This is a genomic window from Flavobacterium sp. NRK F7, from assembly GCF_024054195.1.
Lineage (GTDB): Bacteria > Bacteroidota > Bacteroidia > Flavobacteriales > Flavobacteriaceae > Flavobacterium.
Window position 1 is genome coordinate 94,563 of the sequence record NZ_JAMXLB010000001.1, and the last position, 20,929, is coordinate 115,491.

At 30.0% G+C, this 20,929-nt stretch carries 18 protein-coding genes and 1 tRNA gene; 4 read left to right on the forward strand and 15 right to left on the reverse strand.

From position 1 onward, the window contains the following. The first annotated feature begins 53 nt into the window (after positions 1–53). The 3 genes from NHF47_RS00370 (at position 54) to NHF47_RS00380 (ending at position 3,752) form a co-directional block, all read left to right on the forward strand. The gene (locus tag NHF47_RS00370; RefSeq protein WP_252763057.1) at positions 54–2,912 is read left to right on the forward strand and encodes a histidine kinase; all 2,859 of its coding nucleotides are present in this window, start codon (positions 54–56) and stop codon (positions 2,910–2,912) included. Beyond that, positions 2,909–3,655 (forward strand): LytTR family DNA-binding domain-containing protein, encoded by a 747-nt coding sequence (locus NHF47_RS00375; protein WP_252763058.1) that lies wholly within the window; start codon positions 2,909–2,911, stop codon positions 3,653–3,655. The genes NHF47_RS00370 and NHF47_RS00375 overlap by 4 nt, the downstream gene beginning before the upstream one ends. Positions 3,656–3,678: 23 nt before the next feature. Next, positions 3,679–3,752 (forward strand) — tRNA-Pro (locus tag NHF47_RS00380). 11 nt (positions 3,753–3,763) lie between these two features. Here the strand turns inward: NHF47_RS00380 and aroA are convergent. From aroA to NHF47_RS00440, 12 genes are all read right to left on the reverse strand, one after another. Beyond that, a complete protein-coding gene (aroA, locus tag NHF47_RS00385) occupies positions 3,764–5,011 on the reverse strand; it encodes a 3-phosphoshikimate 1-carboxyvinyltransferase (RefSeq protein WP_252763059.1) in 1,248 nt (415 codons plus the stop codon). 54 nt (positions 5,012–5,065) lie between these two features. Then, positions 5,066–5,392, reverse strand: a complete 327-nt coding sequence (locus NHF47_RS00390) for a nucleotide pyrophosphohydrolase (RefSeq protein WP_252763060.1) — start codon at positions 5,390–5,392, stop codon at positions 5,066–5,068. Then, on the reverse strand, positions 5,392–7,407 hold the full coding sequence (locus tag NHF47_RS00395) for a DUF3857 domain-containing protein (RefSeq protein WP_252763061.1): 2,016 nt from the start codon (positions 7,405–7,407) through the stop codon (positions 5,392–5,394). Before NHF47_RS00395 ends, NHF47_RS00390 begins: the two co-directional genes overlap by 1 nt. A gap of 5 nt (positions 7,408–7,412) precedes the next feature. Next, positions 7,413–9,359 (reverse strand): DUF3857 domain-containing protein, encoded by a 1,947-nt coding sequence (locus NHF47_RS00400; protein ID WP_252763062.1) that lies wholly within the window; start codon positions 9,357–9,359, stop codon positions 7,413–7,415. A gap of 4 nt (positions 9,360–9,363) precedes the next feature. Next, complete coding sequence (locus NHF47_RS00405) at positions 9,364–11,262, reverse strand: DUF3857 domain-containing protein (protein ID WP_252763063.1); 1,899 nt, start codon at positions 11,260–11,262, stop codon at positions 9,364–9,366. Positions 11,263–11,264: 2 nt separating this feature from the next. Beyond that, a complete protein-coding gene (gene dtd / locus NHF47_RS00410; protein ID WP_252763064.1) occupies positions 11,265–11,717 on the reverse strand; it encodes a D-aminoacyl-tRNA deacylase in 453 nt (150 codons plus the stop codon). An 8-nt stretch (positions 11,718–11,725) separates the two neighbouring features. Next, on the reverse strand, positions 11,726–12,706 hold the full coding sequence (rsgA, locus tag NHF47_RS00415; protein ID WP_252763065.1) for a ribosome small subunit-dependent GTPase A: 981 nt from the start codon (positions 12,704–12,706) through the stop codon (positions 11,726–11,728). A 153-nt stretch (positions 12,707–12,859) separates the two neighbouring features. Next, entirely contained in the window at positions 12,860–13,381 is a 522-nt protein-coding gene (locus NHF47_RS00420; protein WP_252763066.1) for a hypothetical protein, read from the reverse strand. Positions 13,382–13,449: 68 nt separating this feature from the next. Then, positions 13,450–14,532, reverse strand: coding sequence for a bifunctional 3-deoxy-7-phosphoheptulonate synthase/chorismate mutase type II (locus NHF47_RS00425; RefSeq protein WP_252763067.1), 1,083 nt, complete (start codon positions 14,530–14,532; stop codon positions 13,450–13,452). A 52-nt stretch (positions 14,533–14,584) separates the two neighbouring features. Further along, on the reverse strand, positions 14,585–15,439 hold the full coding sequence (locus tag NHF47_RS00430; protein WP_252763068.1) for a prephenate dehydrogenase: 855 nt from the start codon (positions 15,437–15,439) through the stop codon (positions 14,585–14,587). Then, a complete protein-coding gene (locus NHF47_RS00435; RefSeq protein ID WP_252763069.1) occupies positions 15,439–16,581 on the reverse strand; it encodes a pyridoxal phosphate-dependent aminotransferase in 1,143 nt (380 codons plus the stop codon). The genes NHF47_RS00430 and NHF47_RS00435 overlap by 1 nt, the downstream gene beginning before the upstream one ends. Further along, positions 16,578–17,405 carry a prephenate dehydratase gene (locus tag NHF47_RS00440; RefSeq protein WP_252766043.1) on the reverse strand — a complete coding sequence of 276 codons (828 nt, stop codon included), beginning with the start codon at positions 17,403–17,405 and terminating at the stop codon, positions 16,578–16,580. Before NHF47_RS00440 ends, NHF47_RS00435 begins: the two co-directional genes overlap by 4 nt. A gap of 264 nt (positions 17,406–17,669) precedes the next feature. Between NHF47_RS00440 and gldA the strand changes: the two genes are divergently transcribed. Next, complete coding sequence (gene gldA / locus NHF47_RS00445) at positions 17,670–18,581, forward strand: gliding motility-associated ABC transporter ATP-binding subunit GldA (protein ID WP_252763070.1); 912 nt, start codon at positions 17,670–17,672, stop codon at positions 18,579–18,581. A 3-nt stretch (positions 18,582–18,584) separates the two neighbouring features. On the opposite strand, the gene NHF47_RS00450 is transcribed toward gldA, so the two are convergent. The 3 genes from NHF47_RS00450 to metF form a co-directional block, all read right to left on the reverse strand. Then, entirely contained in the window at positions 18,585–19,034 is a 450-nt protein-coding gene (locus NHF47_RS00450; protein ID WP_252763071.1) for a hypothetical protein, read from the reverse strand. Positions 19,035–19,233: 199 nt separating this feature from the next. Beyond that, positions 19,234–19,623 (reverse strand): tol-pal system YbgF family protein, encoded by a 390-nt coding sequence (locus tag NHF47_RS00455; RefSeq protein WP_252763072.1) that lies wholly within the window; start codon positions 19,621–19,623, stop codon positions 19,234–19,236. A 286-nt stretch (positions 19,624–19,909) separates the two neighbouring features. Next, positions 19,910–20,866 (reverse strand): methylenetetrahydrofolate reductase [NAD(P)H], encoded by a 957-nt coding sequence (gene metF, locus NHF47_RS00460; RefSeq protein ID WP_252763073.1) that lies wholly within the window; start codon positions 20,864–20,866, stop codon positions 19,910–19,912. Between the last annotated feature and the right edge of the window lie 63 nt (positions 20,867–20,929).

Sequence of the window (20,929 nt, forward strand, 5' to 3'; positions counted from 1 at the left end):
AACTGAATATTTACATTATTCAATATATACTTACATTTGAAAAAAATCTGAAATTGAAATACGGCTACACTTTATTTTTAATATTCATCACCCAAGTTCTTTTGGGTCAAAATCCGTATTTCAATACTATTGACAAATCACAAGGACTGTTAACCAATAGTGTGTATGATATTTTTCAAGACAAGGAAAATTATATGTGGTTTGCAACTGATAAAGGATTGTGTCAGTTTAACGGATATACTTTTCACTATTTCAGTCTCGAGGGTATGACATCAAAAGCGGGCTCTTGTATTCAACAAGATGCTTTTGGAAGAATTTGGTATGAAAATTTTGATGGGTATTTATACTATGTAGAAAACAATCAGTTACACAAACTGAACCAACATAAATCGATTGGGTATTTTAAATTTGGCATCCTTAAAACCCAATTATACATTGTAAATCAAGACGCCATAGATGTTTATGATTTAGAAACGTTACATTTTAAGAAAAAAATAGTAATCAACACTAAAGATATACGTTCTGTTTTTTTTAATGACAACAGGATTTATGTTTTTACCAACCAATTAATGGTGATTGAAAATGACCACATTCAGCAAGAGATTCCGTACCCAAAGGATTTCTTAACCCATTTTACCTCTATACTCGTTGAGCAAACAAAAAACGGTCTTTATATTGGTTCCAAATTTTCAAACTATTATTACATTTTTAACAAAGGTGTATTCATTCGAAAAGAGTTACCTCTTGAAAATACCATTATACAAAATTTAAGTTGGTGCAATGAAAAAAACTGGCTTTGTACCACCACTGGAATTATTGAAATGGATTGTGAAACCGAAATAAAAAAGCTTTTTTTTAAAAACACAAATATTTCTTATATCTATAAAACCAAGAAAAACAATTATTGGATTGCCACTCTAACCGATGGTTTGTATTTTATTGAAGATTTTAACACACAATTGGTGAGTTCACAAGAAAGTCTTACTGCAATGTGTTTTAAAAATGATCAACTTTTCATTGGTACTAAAAATGATAAAATTCTTAGTTTACAAGAGGACCAATTAAAAACAGCGTATGTTGGTAAAGACAATCATCAAATGGGTCAACTTTTTTATAACACCTACAGTGATGAATTGTTTTTCACTTCTTCCAAATTTGGAATTCTAAATTCTAAATTAGAGCTTACTCAAGAATTACCTGTTGCGGTTAAAAGTGTTTGTAGCGTGGATTCAAATTATATTGCTTTTGCTGCCAGCAGCTCGTGTGGTATTTTTAGAACTAATCCAACTCAAAACAGTGATTGGGATTTTGTGTATGATGCTTTTATACGTTTAAAAAACACCTCTTACAACAACATTATTTTTAATGCAAAAGGTAAGTCTACCGTATATGACAGCATTCATAAAAAAATCTATTTTGCAACTAATAATGGTTTGTACTTTATTGGATTAAACGGACTACTTTCTGAATTAAAATTTAAAAATAACTCCTTGAACATCACAAAACTTTCCTTTAAAAACGGAAAATTATATGCATGTAACGGAGATTTAGTAGTATTTGAAATTAAAAACAATACCATTTCAGAAATCGAATTCCCAAATAGTATTTCAAAAGAGAATGTAGAAAAAAGTTTTTTAAAAAATGGTTTTCTTTATATAATTACCAACAAATACATTTTCGAATATGAATTAGTCTCCAAAAAATTAAAACAAATTCTTCACATAAGCAGTAACATAGAAATTAATGACATACTACTAAAAAAGCATACGTATTATATTTCAACCAATCGTGGATTAATTATAAAAAAAGAAGAAAGACACCATCGTTCTACCCCTTATTTTGCTATAGACTCTATAGTAGTAAACAACACATTTTACAAAAAAACAAATTGGAATGAGCTTGATTATAACGAAAACAATATTCAAATTAATTACCGTTTTCTATCCACAGCACCTTTTGAAGAACATGATTTATTGTATCGAGTTAATGAATCCAAATGGCAAAAAGCAGACATTCTTAATCCAGAATTAGTACTTAATTCATTAAATCACGGTAAATATGTAGTAGAATTTATGTTGAATTCAGATTCTAAAAATACACATAAAATTAATTTTACTATCCATCGTCCTTTTTGGCTCCAACTTCCATTTATTATTATTGCTATTCTATCAGTACTTACTTTTATATTTTGGTTATACCAAAAAAATATTAAGAAACTAGAAAAACGCAACCAATTATTGTTAGACAAAATTAATCTTGAAAAAAATGTGAACCAATCCAAATTGAAAGCGATTAAATCGCAAATGAATCCTCATTTCTTTTATAATGCATTGAATACCCTTCAATCCTTTATTTTATCTAATGAAAAAAAATTAGCTATTGATTATTTATCGAAGTTTTCAAATTTAACTCGAACTATTTTAGAGATGACAGAAAAAGATTTCGTTTCTATTGCAGAGGAAATTAAAACGCTCCAACTGTATCTAGACATTGAAAAAGGTCGTTTTGATGAAAATTTTAAATACGAGATACAGGTCGCTAAAAATATCGATCAGGAAAACATAAAAATACCTACTATGCTGTTACAGCCTTATGTAGAAAATGCTGTAAAACATGGTTTGCTTCACAAACAAGGCGATAAAAAGGTCACACTACAATTTGAAATACAAAATAATGAACTTTATATTAGTATAGATGACAATGGTATCGGTAGAAAAAAAAGTAACGAATTGAATCAAATTAAAAATAAAAAACATCAATCTTTTGCAACAGAAGCTTTGCAAAATCGTATCGATTTGTTAAATGAATACAATCATAAAAACATCTCTTTAAAAATAATTGACAAATACAATCTACAAAACAAACCTATTGGAACATTAGTAGAAATAATAATCCCTATTGTAAACATATGAAAGCAATCATAATTGATGATGAAAAGAGAGCGCGCTTAAATTTATCGTTGCTAATTGATGAATATTGTAAAAATATTGAGATTGTAGCTGAGTGCGAAAACCTTCCTGAAGGTGTAAAAGCAATTCGCAAGCACCAACCTGATATTGTGTTGCTTGATATTGAAATGCCAGGTCATAGCGGTTTAGAACTTTTAGATTTTTTCGATGAAAATGAAATTCATTTTAAAATTATTTTCACCACAGCCTATCATGAATATGCCTTACAAGCTTTTAAATTTTCAGCTGTCGATTATTTATTAAAACCAATTAATCCAGAAGAGTTAATTCATGCAATCTCACGTGTTGAAAAGCAAAAAACTACCGAAAAAAATTATTCCCTTTTAAAAGAAACTATAAAACAGGATGTATTACAACGCATAGCTGTACCAAGCGGAAATAGCATTCTATTTTTAGAAACCGAAAATATTATGTTTATTAAAGGTGATGGTGCCTATTCAGAAATTAAATGTGTTAACGATGTAAAATATGTAGTGAGTAGAAATTTGAAAAATTTTGAAGATATTCTATGTGCTAATCCTAATTTTGTTAGAATCCACAAGTCATACATTGTAAACGTTAGATACATTACCGCCTATAACAAGTCAGATGGCGGTTCGGTACAGTTAAGAAATGGTTTGCAATTATCGATTACCTCAGATAAAGTACAAACCATTTTAAATCAAATTCAAATTGTAAAACGATAAAATTTATTTACATTTGCAGCGTTCGGGATGTAGCGCAGCCTGGTAGCGTACTAGCATGGGGTGCTAGGGGTCGCTGGTTCGAATCCAGTCATCCCGACTTTTTTATTTTTAATTTTGTTCTATCAGAAATCCTACTTTTTTTAAATCATTCCAAAAATCAGGATAGGATTTACTTACCACTTCTGCTTCTTCAATAATAATAGGAACTTTCAATGCTAAAGGTGCAAAAGCCATGGCCATTCTATGATCTTGATACGTCGCAATTTTTACATTTTCTGAAGGATTTCCCTTTGAAACTTTCAAGTGCAAGGAATCATTGGTAACAGAAATGTCAGCTCCTAATTTTGTCAATTCAGTTTGTAGTGCCTCTAAACGATCTGTCTCTTTAATTTTTAACGTATGCAAACCGTATAAATCGCATCCCATTCCTAGACCAAAACAGGTTACTGCAATAGTTTGAGCAATATCTGGAGAATTATTTAATTCAAAAGTAACTACTTCATCTGTTACATGTTTTATTTTAGAAAGGGTAATAGAATGGTTTGCATTAAAAACTGTTTCAACTCCAAATTTTTGATACATTTCAACTAAGGCTGCATCACCTTGTAAACTATTTTTTTTATAACTGGACAATGTTACTTGAGTCCCTATTTCTGACAAAGCCATTATAGAATACCAATAGGAGGCAGAACTCCAATCACTTTCTACCGTTATTACTTGGTTAAGCACCTCTAATTTAGGTTTTACAGTAATACAGTTGCCTTCAAAATGTGTAGCTATTCCAATTTCATCCAATAAAGCTAATGTCATTTTTAAATAAGGCATTGAAGTAATAGTTCCTACTAAGTTCAATTGCAAACCATTTTCTAATTGAGGACCAACTAGTAACAAGGCAGAGATATATTGACTACTAATATCCGCTTTAAGCGTAACTTCATTAGCGGTTATTTTTTTTCCTTTAATTCGTATGGGAGGATATCCCATGTTTTTCTCATAGGTGATTTCCACACCGAGTTGTTGCAAAGCATCTACCAAAATTTGAATAGGTCGTTCTTGCATTCTTGGTGAACCAGTCAATATCACATCACTTGACGCTTTGGTAGCAAAAAAAGCGGTAAGAAAACGCATGGCTGTACCGGCATGATGAATATCAACAATTCGTATATCTGAAGACTGTGATTCTTCTTGTAATGCTTTTTGCATGGCTTCAGAATCATCGGAATTAGAAACATTTTCCACATGTATATTTGGAAATAAGGCTTTCAAAAGCAATAATCGATTTGTTTCTGATTTTGAACCTGTAATTTTTATAGTAGCTTGTTGATGAACAATTGTTTTTTTTAAAGTTGCATTCATAATTTAGATGAGTACCTCAAATAATTGTAAAAAATTAGGCATAAAACAAAGAAGTTATTTCAGTTTTTCGTTGTTATGATGACGATCATGATCTCGTTTCGCTTTTAAATTCATTTTTTTATCGAAAGCAGCTTGTAAATCAACTCCTGTTTGATTAGCTAAGCATAAAACAACAAATACGACATCGGCTAGTTCTTCTCCTAAATCTTTGTTTTTATCAGATTCTTTTTCCGATTGTTCACCATATCTACGCGCAATAATTCGAGCTACCTCACCTACCTCTTCGGTTAGTTGCGCCATATTCGTTAATTCATTAAAATAACGTACTCCATGCTCTTTAATCCAAGCATCCACTTCTTGTTGAGCGTTCCTTATATTCATTATATTTTCTTTTTAAGAATTATTTTTTCAGATTGCTTTTCTAACATCATATTATAAAAACTCTTTAACCCTTTATAATCTTTTGAAGGCACTGCTGGAGTATTTACTTCAAAAGTTATCGCTATTTGTAAAGTAGTATTCATTTGTGTAATTTTATAGGTAAAGGCCCCATAATTATTCTCCATAAACAAATTAGTATCTTCAGGTGAAAATTCTACTTCATAGTTATCTGGTATTTTAATGTTTAAAACATAACTATCTTTAAAAGGAAAATTAAAATCTACTGGGTAATTTCTGTCTTCAATTTTAAATGGATTATCTTTCATTTGAAAAAAAAGAAGTGGCGAAAAATATAATTTATCACCAATTTTTTCTACATTTTTTTGATCTTCAAAACTAAACGTTTCTGTTATTTTTTTATACAATTCTTGGTCATTTTCAATTTTGTAATCACTAATTGAAATCCCATCTAATTTATTTTCTAAGATTTCTAAATAATTCTCTTTATTTACATTCAAGTATTTATCTCTAAATTCAAAAGCATAATAGTCTGAAAACTGTTTTCTTAATTTTCCTGTGATCTTGGCATTTTCATTGATTTCACAAAGCAAAATAGTATTCGAATTGGATTTCATCTTTGGAATTAAATTTACAACCGTAGAAGATTGATTTTCACGTATTAATCTACCAAACCAATTCAAATCTCTGAAAGGTAAAATATCAGGTAAAGCTATTTTACTTGTTGCATCTAATAGCACTACGTTTTCTTTTAATTCGACTCCACATATTACATAATTAAAGGCGGATCGATTTGGAAAAACGGGTATTCCATTTGAACGTGTACTAATTAATACTGGATTAGCTTCAATACCAGCATATTTTAACATAGCGGTTAACATTAAATTAATTTCAGCTGCATTTCCTACTTTATTCTTATACGCACTTTTTACTCCTTCATCACAAGAATAACCGTAAAATTTATTCCAATTCATTTTTGCTTTTACAAATTCAAAAATGGTAATAATTTTTTCGTCTGGACTAGTAATCCCTTTTAGTAAATTATCAATATCATTTTTAAAATAATCCTGCTTTTTCAATTCATTACCAAAATCTTCATCTGCCATAATTGATTTCACTACAGACTCCCAGTCTACTGAATAGTTTTGTATTGCTTGTTTAGGCATTTGTACAGATGACAACTCATGATGCAAAGAAGAAACATAATTTTCAATATTATTCACATATTTTTCTTCTTTTATTGCAGGAACATTTTTTAAGGTATAAGATGTCATATATTCTTTGTATTCAATCTCATAACTTTCTCTATCAAATGAAAAACCTCCTGGATTGTTTTTTTGAGCAGTATATCTACCTGAAAATGTTTTCGTTTTACTATCTGTTTCTACAACAGGGTTATAACTTCCTTTAAACTGATTATTATATACAAAGTATTCAGGAATGTAGGTATCAAATGAAGAATAACTTACTGGTATTTTGTATTGAAACTTCCAAACAGGAAATATACCATAACTAGGTGATTTTATGGTATATTTATATTCTATGATGGAACCTTCTTTAACATTAGGCATTGTAATTTTTTTTAAGGACCAATATTTATTCTTTTTTTCGTCAAATTCACCATCGCTTTTTAATTTGGTTTTTACAATCTTTCCCTCTTCAAGATTATAAGTAATCGCTTTGGTAAAAGTTACTCTTTGTTCTGCATTCCCTACAATATAGTAAGGAACTATTTTTGTAGCCCATTCAAACCCCTCTTTTGTATACACTTTAATTTTAGTTTCTACCTCAGTTAATGTATAGAAACCTGTATTGGTATCATATTGAAAATACGTTTTCCCTTTCTCAAACAAAATGGCAGCCTCAGCTGAAGGATCGGTTGGATATTGTTTTTCTTTTAATTCTTCTATTGTAACCTCTCCTAATTCGTTTTTTTGAGCAAAATTTACAACTGTAAAAAGTAAAAATATAAAGAGATAGTAAATCTTTTTTTTCATCTAAATTAATTTTTCGTTTTTAAAATAATTTTATCGGTTTCTTTTTCAACAATCAATCTAAAAAAATCTTTTAATGCTTCATAACCTTCAGCTGGAACATAAAAAGTAGTAACATCTAAATTAGCGACTAATTGTATGTTATTATTAGTAACAGAAACTAAATATTTAAATGTCGCATAATTATTTTCCATAGCAATACTCGTCCCTTCTGGTAAATATTCTACTTCATAACCTTCAGGAATTTTAATCGAAATATTGTATGAATCTTTAAAAGGAAAAGGAAAATCGACGGGATATTTTCTCTGATTTAATTTAAAAGGGTTTTCATCCAAGGTAAAAAACAACAAAGGCTTTATATATATTTTATTACCAATTATTTCTACATCATTCTCATGTAGAAAAGCATATTGTTCAATTACAGGTTTGCTTAAATCCTTCAAATTATCCACTTTATACTCTTCTATACGTATTCCTTTATATCTATTTTCTAATTTTTCTAAATAAGAATCTTCATTGGCATTTGTATAATTTTCTCTATGTAAAAACGAATTATAATCAGTTAATACTCTTCTCAATTTCCCTTCTACTTTACCGTCTTCTTTTATTTCTGCTAAAATAATTACATTATCTTTTGAGACAGGCACATCTAATAAATTAATTTCGTTTGAACTTCCCCTTTCTCTGATAATTCTTCCGCTCCAGTTTACAGCTCTCAAAGGTAGTAAATCTACTGTCGCATTCTTATTTGTTGCATCTAATAGCAGTACATCATTTTTTACTTCTACTCCTGTTATTACATAATTGAATGCTGTTCTATTAGGAAATAAAGCAATCCCATTTCTTCTTGTACTTAACAGAACTGGATTGGCTTGAATATTTGCGTATCTTAACATGGCAGTCAACATCAAATTGATATCTGCCACATTTCCAGTTTTTTCTTTATATGCCTTTCTAACGCCTTTATCTGTGATTACTCCATTGGATTCATTCCAAGTCATTCTATTCTTTACGAAATTAAAAATAGCCTTAATTTTTTCTTCATCTGAAGCTAGTCCTTCTAATATAATTTTTAAATCATCTTCAAAATAGGATTTATTTTCTAATTCGTTGCCAAAGTCTTCATGATCATATATACTTTTCACCACATCATCCCAAGTAATTGCTAAGTTTCTAATGGGTTCGTTTGGATAACTAATAGAAGCCAATTCATACTTTAAAATAGCTGTATAATTATCAATATTATTAATATAATTCTCTTCCTTAATTGAAGGTACATTATCAATCGTATAACTACACTTTTGCTTTAAAAACTGCCCTAAAGTTACTGTCTCATTTGTTGAATTCACTTTTTCATAACCCGTTAAAACGGTTCTATATTTAAAAAATTCTGGTATAAAAACACGATACTCCACATGGTTCATAGGTATATCTCCTTGAAAATACCAATCCTCTATAGTCGTAATATTTGGTGTAGTAAAAGTATATGTAAATTCGACAATTGACCCTTCTCTAACTTGAGGCATTGTAATCTTTTTTACTTTAACTTTTTCATTTATTTCTTCTTTAAATTCTCCATCCGATTTTAATTTTGTCTTTTCAATTTTACCATCGACTAGATTGTACGTATAAGCATTTTTAAAGTTTACTATTTCATTTCTAGACCCTCCAGAAAAATAAGGAATGGAATGTGTGGCATATTCAAAGCCTTCTTTTTTATAAAACTTAATTTTATAATTCACTTCCGTTGTAACTTTCCATTCTCCATCATTATTTATGTTGAAGTCTGTTTTGCCTGTTTTAAAAATGATAGCTGCAGAAGCTGATGAATCAATAGGATGCTTTGTTTCTTTTAATTCTTCAATTGTTACATTTCCCAATTCATATTTTTGTGCATTCCCCATATAACAGAAAAAAGCGAATAAAAAAGTAATGTATCTTTTTTTAAAATTCATTGTTCTATTTTTTTATTAATACCAATTTTAAATTATCATTTTTAGCAATTTGTTCTCTAAATTTTCGATAGGCTTCATAACTATCTTTTGGAAAGTCGCCACTATAAATGGTTAAATCTCTCTTATAATACAACAGATTATTTGCTTTTTTTTCGATAGACATTGAATAGGTTCCAAATTCTGTAGTAAGATCAATTTGTTCTGGTAAAAATTCTATTTCGAAATCATTTGGTAGTGTAATTTCAATTTCATCTGAATCATAATAGCCTCTAACTATTTCAAAATCATTTTTCCTATTTCTATACTTATCTGGAATATTTTCATTCTTATTAAAAACATTTAATGTAAAATATACGCTGTTACCTGCTTTATTACAATAATTTTCAGCTGAAAAAGAAAAATTTTCTACTAATTCTATCGTCTCTCTATTTTCCTTTATATCAATGTTTTGAATATTTAAATTACTAATCCAATTCCATCTATTTTTGTAGGCTTTATGCAACTCTTTTTCATTGTTTACTCTTGACAAATAAGCTCTTCTATCATATTGAATTCCACCAGATTTAATTTGAGCACTGGCTTTCAAATTCCCATCTTTGTCTATGGAATATTTTCCAATGGTTTTTTGATAACTATCCAAGGGTGTAAATTCATTAGTTTTTACAATAAATCCTCCTTCAGGTTTTATCATTAGAGCAAATCTATTATCTGTAAAATCCCCACCAAATGCAAAAGGATTAGTTTGACTTGTACATTCTAAAAAATAATTTTTCTTTTCTGAAGGAATCGTTAAGATTACATGATTCCCTTGATAAGAAACAAAATCTTTATCTAAATCTTTTCGATTAGTATCTCCATAAATTACGGTATAATAAGAGGCTACTCCAACATTATCTAGCAGTACTCGCGTATAATTAGACAAAGCCTTGCAGTCGCCATATCCTAATCGATCAACATCTTTTGCTAACATTGGCTTCCATCCTCCTATTCCTAATTGGATACTTACATATCTCGTTTTACTTTGTACATATTTATATATAATTTTTGCTTTTTCAATGGGATCTTTTACACCTTGAGTCAAGGTTGTAATGGTTTGAATCGTTTCAGGACTTATCTCAGTATTTGAATTAATAAGTTCATCATAATAAACTTTCCCAAATTCTTCCCAAGTATTACCAACACCAACCACACCTTCTAATGAGAATTTTTCTAAGCCGAAAATAACATTGGGTACAATATTTTCAAAAGCGGGTGAATAATCCTCTGGTTTCAAAGCTGATAAATTTTCAATGGAATAATGCAACGAATTGGCTTTTTCTTGCTTTAAGATATCATATTGACTAAAATTATGTTCTTTATATTTAAAGCCGATGTCCTCAGGAAATTTAATAGTAAATTCTGATTTTTGAATACTTTCAAAATAATCATCTATTACGTACCAAGAAGGAAGGAAAGCGGTGTTTATACTTTGCTTTTCACTTTCATAAACAATGGTAAAAGGATATTGCGTAGGTGTATAATCTAAATACAAAACACGGTTATCTGATAAAATGGAATACCCATCTGCCACACTTTGATCTATAAAATCTTTTCGCTTTATTTTTTTAATCTCTTTTCCAAAAGCATCATAAATACTAGCTTCAATAGTATTTATTTTCTCAGAATTACTAAAAAATTCACGCGCATCTATATTCCTTAAACCATACTCATTTAAAACTGTAATTACTTTTTTAGTTTTTAATTTATAATTTTTTTGAGATACAATTTCAATATCAATGTTTTGATATCGTACCACACTATTGGCTTTTTCTTTTAATTCTTTTGGAATTAATAGTATATTCCAATTGTCTTGAGAAAACAGATTGATACTTACCAATAAGAAAAACAACACTTTCACTTTCATGACTATTCTTTATTTTTACTATCCATAATTATGGTAACTGGACCATCGTTTATTAAACTTATTTTCATATCTGCTCCAAAATGACCCGTTTGAATGGGTTTACCAAAATCTAAAGTCAATCTGTCAATAAAATGGGTATACAATGGAATAGCAATTTCGGGTCTAGCCGCTTTAATGTAACTAGGCCTATTTCCTTTTTTAGTGGAAGCATGTAATGTAAATTGACTCACCACAATAATTTCTCCATCCATATCTTTTACGGATAAGTTCATTACCTCATTTTCATCGGGAAAAATTCGAAGATTTACAATCTTTGATGTAAGCCATTGTATGTCTTCTGATGTATCTTCAGCTTCAATACCTACAAGAATTACTAATCCTTTGTTTATATTCGCAACTGTTTTTTTAGCAATAACTACAGATGCCTCAGCAACTCTTTGAATTACTATTTTCATACTTATTCTTATGATTTTCTAGTTTCGTCACTAGCCTTTCTTTCCTCAGCATATTCGTCTGCTCTGTAGTTTTCATCATCTCCTTCTAAAATCTGTAAATAACTTTTATAACGTGTCCAAGAAACTTCATCTTTTTCTAAAGCTTCTTTAACTGCACAATGTGGTTCTTCTTTATGCAAACAGTTATTAAACTTGCAGTTTTCTTTTAAGGCAAAAAATTCAGGAAAATAGTCTCCTATTTCTTGTTTTTCCATATCAACTACTCCAAAACCTCTAATTCCAGGAGTATCAATAATTTGAGCTCCAAAGGACAAATCAAACATTTCTGCAAAAGTCGTGGTATGTTGCCCTTGAGAGTGCGATTCTGATATTTGTTTTGTTTTTAAATTAAGTGAAGGTTCAATTGCGTTGACCAAAGTAGATTTTCCAACACCTGAGTGACCCGAAAACATAGAAACCTTATTTAGCATCAGTTGTTTCAGTGCTTCAATTCCTTTATTTTCTTTAGCAGAAACTCGTAAACACTTATACCCAATGCTTTCATATGTATATTGCAAAAATAATTGGTCATCTAAAGCAGTATCGTCAAAAGTATCAATTTTGTTAAATACAAGCACTGCTTCAATCCCATAGGCTTCAGCTGTAACTAAAAATCGATCAATAAAACTAGTCGTCGTAGGTGGATTATTAATGGTGACTAGTAAAAATACCACATCAATATTTGCGGCAATAATATGCGTTTGTTTGGAGAGATTTACTGATTTCCTTACAATATAATTTTTACGTTCATGAATAGCTGTAATTACTCCAGTAGTTTCATCTGTTGAGTTTTCTATATGGTAATCTACCATATCACCTACCGCTATTGGATTGGTACTTTTTATCCCTTTGATACGGAATTTACCCTTGATACGGCATTCTAAAAAACTACCATCTTCTTTTTTTATGGTATACCAACTACCTGTAGATTTATAAACGATTCCTGTCATGCAAAAAATTAGAAATTGAAAGTAAGACGCCTTATTTCTTATAACGTATTCACTTTATTGTCTTTTTACAAATATAGTATTAATTAAAAACAATTTAAGATAAAAAAAGCTACTTAAAAAAGTAGCTTTTAAATATATAATTTGAAAAACGTATTAATATTTATATGCAATTCCTTTTTTAATTGCTTGTGAACCTCCTAAAGCATTAGAATTTGCTCCAACGGTTGTTTTATCAGCAGTTAACAAAATAAATGCACAACCTTGAGCCGCTGCATCCATTTTTAATTTTTTTTCTGCTTTTTTATCTCCAGTATTTCCTGTTTGAAAATTAATTAATCCTGTTTTTCCTCTTACTTCACCAGCTTTTTTTAATCCTGCGATATATGCTTTATCTTCAAGAATAACTACTTTTTCCCAATCTTTCTCACTGTTGATAACAATTTTTTCTGTTACTTCTTCTTCACGACCACTTGAACCATATACAATTCTTTCAATTGCATACTTCCCAATTGTGTTTTCAGCTTCTTCACCGTTATACACAAATACAATTGTATACTCTTCCACTTTTTTTACTTTACCTTCCACAACTTCTCCACTGTGTTTGTAAATTTTGTCTGTTTGTGCATTTGACATAAAGCCAACAAGAAAGACCGCTAATAAAATAATTTTGTTCATTTTTAAAAATTTTTTAGTTAATACTTATTTGGCTCAATAATACAACTATTATGCCAAAAAAAATAATTTTATTTATTTACAATCTTTTCTTGATGTTGGATACTTTCCTGATGTATTGCTTTAAACATTTGCATTACAAATTCATTACTTAATCCCTTTTCTTCCCCTTCTAAAATCATTTTACCTAAAATTTCATTCCATCGTTTATTCTGAAGAATGGCTACATTCTTTTCTTTTTTAAGGGAACCAATTTTATCCGCAACTTTCATTCTATTACCTAATATTTCAAGTAATTTTCCGTCAAATTCATCAATTTGTGCTCTTAATTGCGCCATTTTTTGATTGAATTCACTTTCATCATCAGTAACTTTTCTAACTCTTAAATCGGTAAAAATTTGCTTTAAAGTATCTGGAGTAACTTGTTGTGCTGCATCGCTCCAAGCATTATCAGGATCTACATGCGTTTCGATGATTAAGCCGTCATAATTCAAATCTAATGCTTGTTGGGAAACTTCCTGAATCATGTCTCTCTTACCCGTAATATGAGATGGATCGCATATAAGTGGTAAATCTGGAAATCTATTTTGTAATTCGATAGCAATTTGCCATTCTGGATTGTTTCTGTATTTCGTTTTATCATAGGTAGAAAAACCTCTGTGAATAACACCTAATTTTTTAATATTCGCATTATGCAATCGTTCTAGTCCTCCAATCCAAAGCGCTAAATCTGGGTTAACTGGGTTTTTTAACAACACAATTTTATCCGTTCCCTCTAAAGCATCGGCCACTTCTTGAACTGCAAAAGGGTTTACCGTTGTTCTAGCACCAATCCACAAGACGTCGATGTCGTGCTCAAGCGCTAATTTAACATGTGCAGCAGTGGCAACTTCGGTCGCTAGCAATAAACCCGTTTCTGCTTTAGCTTTTTGCAACCATTTCAAACCAATGGCTCCCACTCCTTCAAAACCTCCTGGTCGAGTTCTTGGTTTCCAAATTCCTGCTCTAAAAATAGAAACATCAGAATCTTTCAATTCGTGAGCAATTTTTAAAACTTGATCTTCTGTTTCTGCACTACATGGTCCCGCAATTACTAAAGGATGATCTAATTTAAAATCCTCTAACCATGTTCTTAATTCTTTTTTATTTTCCATAATTTCACTTAATTCTTGAGTTAACTATCAGCTTACTAATACTCCACTCAATTTATTTTAATATTTGTTTTATTCTATTGGTTTCTTCTAATGTGGTAAATACTTCTTCAAATTTTTCTTGCTCTAATAGCTCCTTAAAACTATTCAGATTTGCAATGTATTCTGACAATGATTTGATAACATGATTTTTATTTTGCTTAAAAATGGGTGTCCACATAGCTGGTGAGCTTTTTGCCAAACGAACCGTACTTTCAAAACCACTACCAGCCATATCAAAAATATCCCGCTCATTTTTTTCTTCTTCTATGACGGTTTTACCCAACATAAAAGAACTAATATGCGATAAGTGTGACATATAAGCGATGTGTTTGTCATGAGAAATAGGATCCATATATCGAATTCTCATGCCAATTTGCTTAAACAACTCTAATGCTTTCTCTTGAAAAACAAAGGCTGTTTTTTCTACTTCGCAAATAATATTGGTACGCTCTACAAACAACCCTTTCAAAGCGGCCTGAGGACCAGAAAATTCAGTTCCAGCAATGGGATGAGCAGCTATAAAGTTTCTTCTATTTTGATGATTTTTAACCGCTTCACAAATTTGACTTTTTGTAGAACCCACATCAAAAACGATTGCAGTTGAATTAATTTTATTTAAAACATCGACCAAAACATTCATACTTTTATCTACAGGAACAGCAACTATCACCCAATCTGCTTCTTGTATGTCTTCTTGTGTTCCTTCAATGTCAATAACTCCTAATTCTTTCGCTTTTAAAAGATGTTCTGAATTAGTATCTATACCCACAATTAATGTATTAGGCCTTTTATCTTTAATATCTAAAGCAAAAGAACCTCCAATCAATCCGAGCCCAATAACAACAATTTTTTCAACTCCTATTTCCATTACAACCTACTTATAGCTTCTTTAATTTTTTCTTCTTTAACGCACAAAGAAAAACGAATATAGCCTTCACCTTGTGATCCAAAAATAGTCCCTGGAGTAACAAAAAGACTTTTTTCATACAATAACTCGTCTATAAATAATTCAGATGAAGAAGATTGGGGTAATTTTGCCCAAACAAACATACCTACTTGTCTTTTATTCACAACTACTCCTAATTTTTCACACAATACATAAACAAGCTCCCTCCTTCTTTTATATTGTTCATTCAAACTTTCGAACCATTCATTCCCTAATTTTAAAGCTTCTATAGCTCCTTTTTGAATACCAAAAAACATTCCACTATCCATATTACTTTTCACCTTTAACACAGAAGCTATGTTTTCCGAATTCCCAATGACCATACCTACTCTCCAACCTGCCATATTATAAGTTTTACTTAACGAATTCAACTCAATTGCAATATCTTTTGCTCCATTTACTTGAAGAATTGACAAAGGAGTATCATTTAAAATAGAACTGTACGGATTATCATTTACAATTAAAATGTGATGCTTTTTACCAAAAGCAATTAATTGTTCAAACAATTCCAAACTCGCTTGAGCTCCTGTTGGCATATGAGGATAACACACCCACATTAATTTTACTTTCGACAAATCTTGTTTTTCTAAAGCTTCAAAATTAGGATACCAATGATTTTCCTCTGCTAAATCATATAACAGCGTTTTGGCTCCTAACAAATTACAAACCGATTGATAGGTTGGATATCCTGGATTTGGTATTAAAACACCATCACCTTCGTTTAAAAAAGCCATTGCGATGTGCATAATCCCTTCTTTGGATCCCATTAATGGTAAAATTTCAGAAGTAGCATCAATACTAACGTTGAAATTATTAACATAGTAATCGCAAAATCCTTTTCGTAAATCTGGCAGCCCTTGATAACTCTGATACATATGTGCATTTGGTTCCAGAAGCGCCTCTTGAATGGCATTTATAACGGTTGGATGTGGCGCTAAATCAGGACTTCCAATTCCCATATTAATCACTGGCTTACCCTCTATGATTAATTGATTTACTTCTTTCAGTTTTTTAGAAAAGTAGTACTCTTCCACTGTGTTTAATCTATTGGCTGTTGTGATCATGGCATACCTTGTTTGTATTCACCTAAAACTTTAAAATGAGTTGTCATAATTTCTAATAATCTTTTGGCTTTTTCATAATGCTTGTATTTTTCAAAAATAACGTCCACGAAAAATGCATATTGAAAAGGAGTTTCTATGATTGGTAGTGATTGAATCTTAGTTAAATTCAATTTACAATTATTCATTACGTTCAAAACAGTAGCTAAACTTCCTGGAGTGTCATCTAATTCAAATTTCAAGGATGCTTTATTGATTTCTTCTTTAGGCAATTCTTTATTTCTTGTTTTGACAACAACAAATCGTGTTTTGTTACTTTTTATCGTATGTATTCCAGCTGCTAAAATTTCCAAATCGTACATTTGTGCAGCAATAGGAGCTGCAACAGCAGCAATTCCTTTTAAGTTATGTTTTTGAATACGATGTGCTGTTTCAGCTGTATCACTACTTTCTACTAATTTAATATGTGGATATTGACTAAAAAAAACTTCACATTGCAGCAAGGCAATAGGATGCGAATGCACTTCTTTAATGTCCTCCATTTTTTGCCCTTTCAAAGCCATTAAATTCATATGTATATCTAAATAATATTCACCAATAATATGCAAGTTATTCTTATCAATTAAAGCATAGTTAGGCAAAATAGATCCTGCGATAGAATTTTCAATTGCCATAACCGCTTTCTCAGAACGGTTCGTTTTTAGAGCACGTACTACTTCATTAAAAGAATCACATTCCTCCAAAAGAATTGATTCTCCAAAGTATTGTTGGGCTACCTGATGATGAAAAGACCCCTTTATTCCTTGTATTGCAATTTTTAAATCCATAATGGTTATAAACAAAAAAATCCCGATTTTCATCGGGATTGTATCTTATATTGTATAATTTATTTTAAATTAATGTATAGCATAACAATCCCTTATCTCTCTCCAGAAATAATAAAAAGAATTGTTAAAATAAAATGTTGTTGTTGCTAACATTAGTTGCTCTATTTTGAAGTAGCTAATATATAAAAAAAAACTTTCCAAAATACTTTTTCAAAAAAAAATATTTTGAGTAAAAAACTTTATTTTTGCTAAAACTTATATGGTATGTCTATTGAAGTAGTTAATATTTCCAAGAGTTATGGAGATCAAAAAGCATTAGATCAAATATCCTTTTCAATAAAAAAAGGAGAAATCGTGGGTTTCTTAGGCCCAAATGGAGCTGGTAAATCAACATTAATGAAAATCTTAACTACTTATTTAAGTGCTGAAGAAGGAACAGGAAAAGTAAATGGATTTGATATTCAAACCGAAACTAAATCTGTACAAAAATCTGTTGGTTATCTTCCTGAACACAATCCGCTATATTTAGATTTATATGTTAGAGAATATTTAAGTTTCAATGCAGACGTTTACCATGTTTCTAAAAAAAGAATAGACGAAGTAATTATATTAACTGGTTTAACACCTGAAAGTGACAAAAAAATAAGTCAACTTTCAAAAGGTTACCGACAAAGAGTTGGTTTAGCTTGCGCTTTGTTACACGATCCGGAAGTTTTAATTTTAGACGAACCTACAACAGGTTTAGACCCAAATCAGTTAGTGGAAATAAGAGCATTAATTAAAAACATTGGTAAAGATAAAACGGTATTTTTATCAACTCACATTATGCAAGAAGTGGAAGCCATTTGCGAACGAGTTATCATTATCAATCAAGGCAAAATAGTAGAAGACAAAAATTTAAAACATTTGGTTAAAGAACAATTACATCAAACGGTAAGTATTGAGTTTGATCAAATGCTACAAAAAGAAGATTTTGCAATTTTTACTAATTTAATACAGCTTGTTGTAGTAACACCAACTTCATTTGAATTAACTTTTGAATCAGAAACCGACATGCGTCCTTTATTGTTTGATTTTGCAAAAGAAAAAGAATTAAAGATTCTACAGTTAAGCTTAAAAAACAAAAACTTAGAGCAAATCTTTAGAGAAAAAACGTCAAACAATAAAACCGTATAACAATTAAGAAGTTTTAGTTTCAGAAGCAACTTCAGCTAATAGTTTTTCTTTTTTATCAAATTTAGAAACGTATTTATTTCTATACGAATCGTATTTATCACCAATTACTTCAAATAAGGAATCAACCAATTGGTCTTCTAATTTATTTGTATCCAGTAAATCTTGCTTTACGGCTCCAAAGCGATAAATTGAAAACTTTAATACTTTTACAGCCATATTTTCTTTTCCCGATTTGTAAAAACAATCCGCAATATCAAAATACACTTCTTTCACCATTGCATCGTCATTTTGTACAGATCGAATGGCTTTTAGATAACAATTGATAGCTTTAGTAAATTTTTGTTCTTTTTTAAAAACTTCAGCTTTAGCTAATTGAACTGAAAAAATGGTATTTGAAAAACTTAAATTCGCTACAAAAAAAAGAAACAGAATGAATATTGCTTTTGTTTTCATAAAAATAGTAATAGTTAATAAAACTGGTAATTTGAAAACAAAAATGTGGTAAAATTTGATAAGTATTCTTTTTTTTCGTTCTATAGAAACAAATAATCGTTAAATGGAAAAAAATTGATTATCAACGAATTAAATCCATAAAAAAATGGTTACAACTACTAATTCAAAGTTGTAACCATTTGATTGGGTTTTGTTTTATTTAGTTTAAAGAGGCTATATACTTATTGTGTAAGGTATCTAAATCATCATAAACAATAGCTAGAGCATATTTAGACAATTCAGTATCTAAAGTTTCATTATAAATAAAATCTTCTTCAGAAAAACCATAGTTAGTGATTGCTTTTTTAATATAATTCACAGCTTCATCCTTATCATTTAACTTGTAATAACAATTTGCAATGTCTACATATACATTCTTTAAGTTTTTATCTTCAGTCTTACTTAAATATTGATTATAAACTGAAATTGCTTCAGAATAATTTTCTTTTGAACTCAATTCTTTAGCTTTATTTAAAAGTGGATCATTTGAGTTAGCATAATTCAATTGGCATGCTAAAGAAAATAACAGGATTAATACAATTTTTTTCATAATGTCTTGTGATTTATTACGTTACGAAAGTATAACATTCGAATGTATCTACCAAATTCACATTATGAAAATCCTATGAAAAACACCAAAAAACAAGGTTTTTGAAGCAACATTTTAACATTATTGATAAATATAATTTATATTTTAATCTGTTTTTTTAAAAATTATTCAATATCATCAAGAGAGACGATGCAAAAAAGTGAAAAATTCGTAAAAATGAAAAAAAAGTGCATTTCATCTAAAAAAACATACTTTTAATCGATGAAATACAACATTTTAGCCATTTCTAAAAAATTTCAGAAGCGATTGCTTTGATATTTTCTGCTTTACCCATTGAGTAATAATGCAATACAGGAATTCCAGCTTGAATTAATTCTTTACTTTGTTGCAAACACCATTCAATACCAATTTGTTTAACAGCATCATTATCTTTTGCCTTTACCACTTCCATAATTAAATCATCAGGCAAATCAACTTTAAAACGATGCGGAATTAAATTGAGTTGCTTTTTTGTCGCAATAGGCTTTAATCCAGGAATAATAGGAACCGTAATTCCTGCTTTTCTACATTTCTCGACAAAGTCAAAAAACTTTTGATTATCAAAAAACATCTGAGTAATAATGTAATCGGCTCCATTTTTTATCTTTTGCTTTAAAAAATGCAAATCGCTATCCATACTAGGCGCTTCCATATGCTTTTCAGGATATCCAGCCACTCCAATACAAAAATTAGTACAGGAAGAATTTTGCAAATCCTCATCTAAATAGACCCCTTTATTGAGATTTGAAATTTGTTTTACCAAATCAGAAGCATAGGCATTCCCTTCTTTTTCTGGTTTAAAATAGATTTCATTCTTTAAAGCATCGCCTCTTAAAGCCACCACATTGTCAATTCCTAAAAAATCCAAATCAATTAATAAATTCTCCGTATCTTCTTTGGTAAAGCCTCCACACAAAACATGAGGAATAGCATCTACTTCATATTTATTTTGAATACCTGCGCAAATACCTACTGTACCAGGCCTTTTTTTAACAATTTTCTTTTGCAGTAAGCCACTTGGTAATTCTTTAAATTCGTATTCTTCTCGATGATAGGTAACATCAATAAATGGCGGATTGAATTCCATTAACGGATCAATACTATCAAAGATAGATTGGATATTTTGTCCTTTTAAAGGGGGTAAAATTTCGAATGAAAAAAGAGTTTTACCGTTGGCTTTTTCTATATGTTGTGTTACTTTCATATGTATGTGTTAAGGTCATATAGTCGAAAGTCGAAAGTCTATTTTTAGACTTTGAAACATTTG

Bases quoted from the DNA above. Each gene is read 5' to 3' on its own strand.
- NHF47_RS00375 (WP_252763058.1), top strand. From the start codon at position 2,909: ATGAAAGCAATCATAATTGATGATGAAAAGAGAGCGCGCTTAAATTTA.
- aroA (WP_252763059.1), bottom strand. From the start codon at position 5,011: ATGAATGCAACTTTAAAAAAAACAATTGTTCATCAACAAGCTACTATA.
- NHF47_RS00390 (WP_252763060.1), bottom strand. From the start codon at position 5,392: ATGAATATAAGGAACGCTCAACAAGAAGTGGATGCTTGGATTAAAGAG.
- NHF47_RS00395 (WP_252763061.1), bottom strand. From the start codon at position 7,407: ATGAAAAAAAAGATTTACTATCTCTTTATATTTTTACTTTTTACAGTT.
- NHF47_RS00400 (WP_252763062.1), bottom strand. From the start codon at position 9,359: ATGAATTTTAAAAAAAGATACATTACTTTTTTATTCGCTTTTTTCTGT.
- NHF47_RS00405 (WP_252763063.1), bottom strand. From the start codon at position 11,262: ATGAAAGTGAAAGTGTTGTTTTTCTTATTGGTAAGTATCAATCTGTTT.
- dtd (WP_252763064.1), bottom strand. From the start codon at position 11,717: ATGAAAATAGTAATTCAAAGAGTTGCTGAGGCATCTGTAGTTATTGCT.
- rsgA (WP_252763065.1), bottom strand. From the start codon at position 12,706: ATGACAGGAATCGTTTATAAATCTACAGGTAGTTGGTATACCATAAAA.
- NHF47_RS00420 (WP_252763066.1), bottom strand. From the start codon at position 13,381: ATGAACAAAATTATTTTATTAGCGGTCTTTCTTGTTGGCTTTATGTCA.
- NHF47_RS00425 (WP_252763067.1), bottom strand. From the start codon at position 14,532: ATGGAAAATAAAAAAGAATTAAGAACATGGTTAGAGGATTTTAAATTA.
- NHF47_RS00430 (WP_252763068.1), bottom strand. From the start codon at position 15,439: ATGGAAATAGGAGTTGAAAAAATTGTTGTTATTGGGCTCGGATTGATT.
- NHF47_RS00435 (WP_252763069.1), bottom strand. From the start codon at position 16,581: ATGATCACAACAGCCAATAGATTAAACACAGTGGAAGAGTACTACTTT.
- NHF47_RS00440 (WP_252766043.1), bottom strand. From the start codon at position 17,405: ATGGATTTAAAAATTGCAATACAAGGAATAAAGGGGTCTTTTCATCAT.
- gldA (WP_252763070.1), top strand. From the start codon at position 17,670: ATGTCTATTGAAGTAGTTAATATTTCCAAGAGTTATGGAGATCAAAAA.
- NHF47_RS00450 (WP_252763071.1), bottom strand. From the start codon at position 19,034: ATGAAAACAAAAGCAATATTCATTCTGTTTCTTTTTTTTGTAGCGAAT.
- NHF47_RS00455 (WP_252763072.1), bottom strand. From the start codon at position 19,623: ATGAAAAAAATTGTATTAATCCTGTTATTTTCTTTAGCATGCCAATTG.
- metF (WP_252763073.1), bottom strand. From the start codon at position 20,866: ATGAAAGTAACACAACATATAGAAAAAGCCAACGGTAAAACTCTTTTT.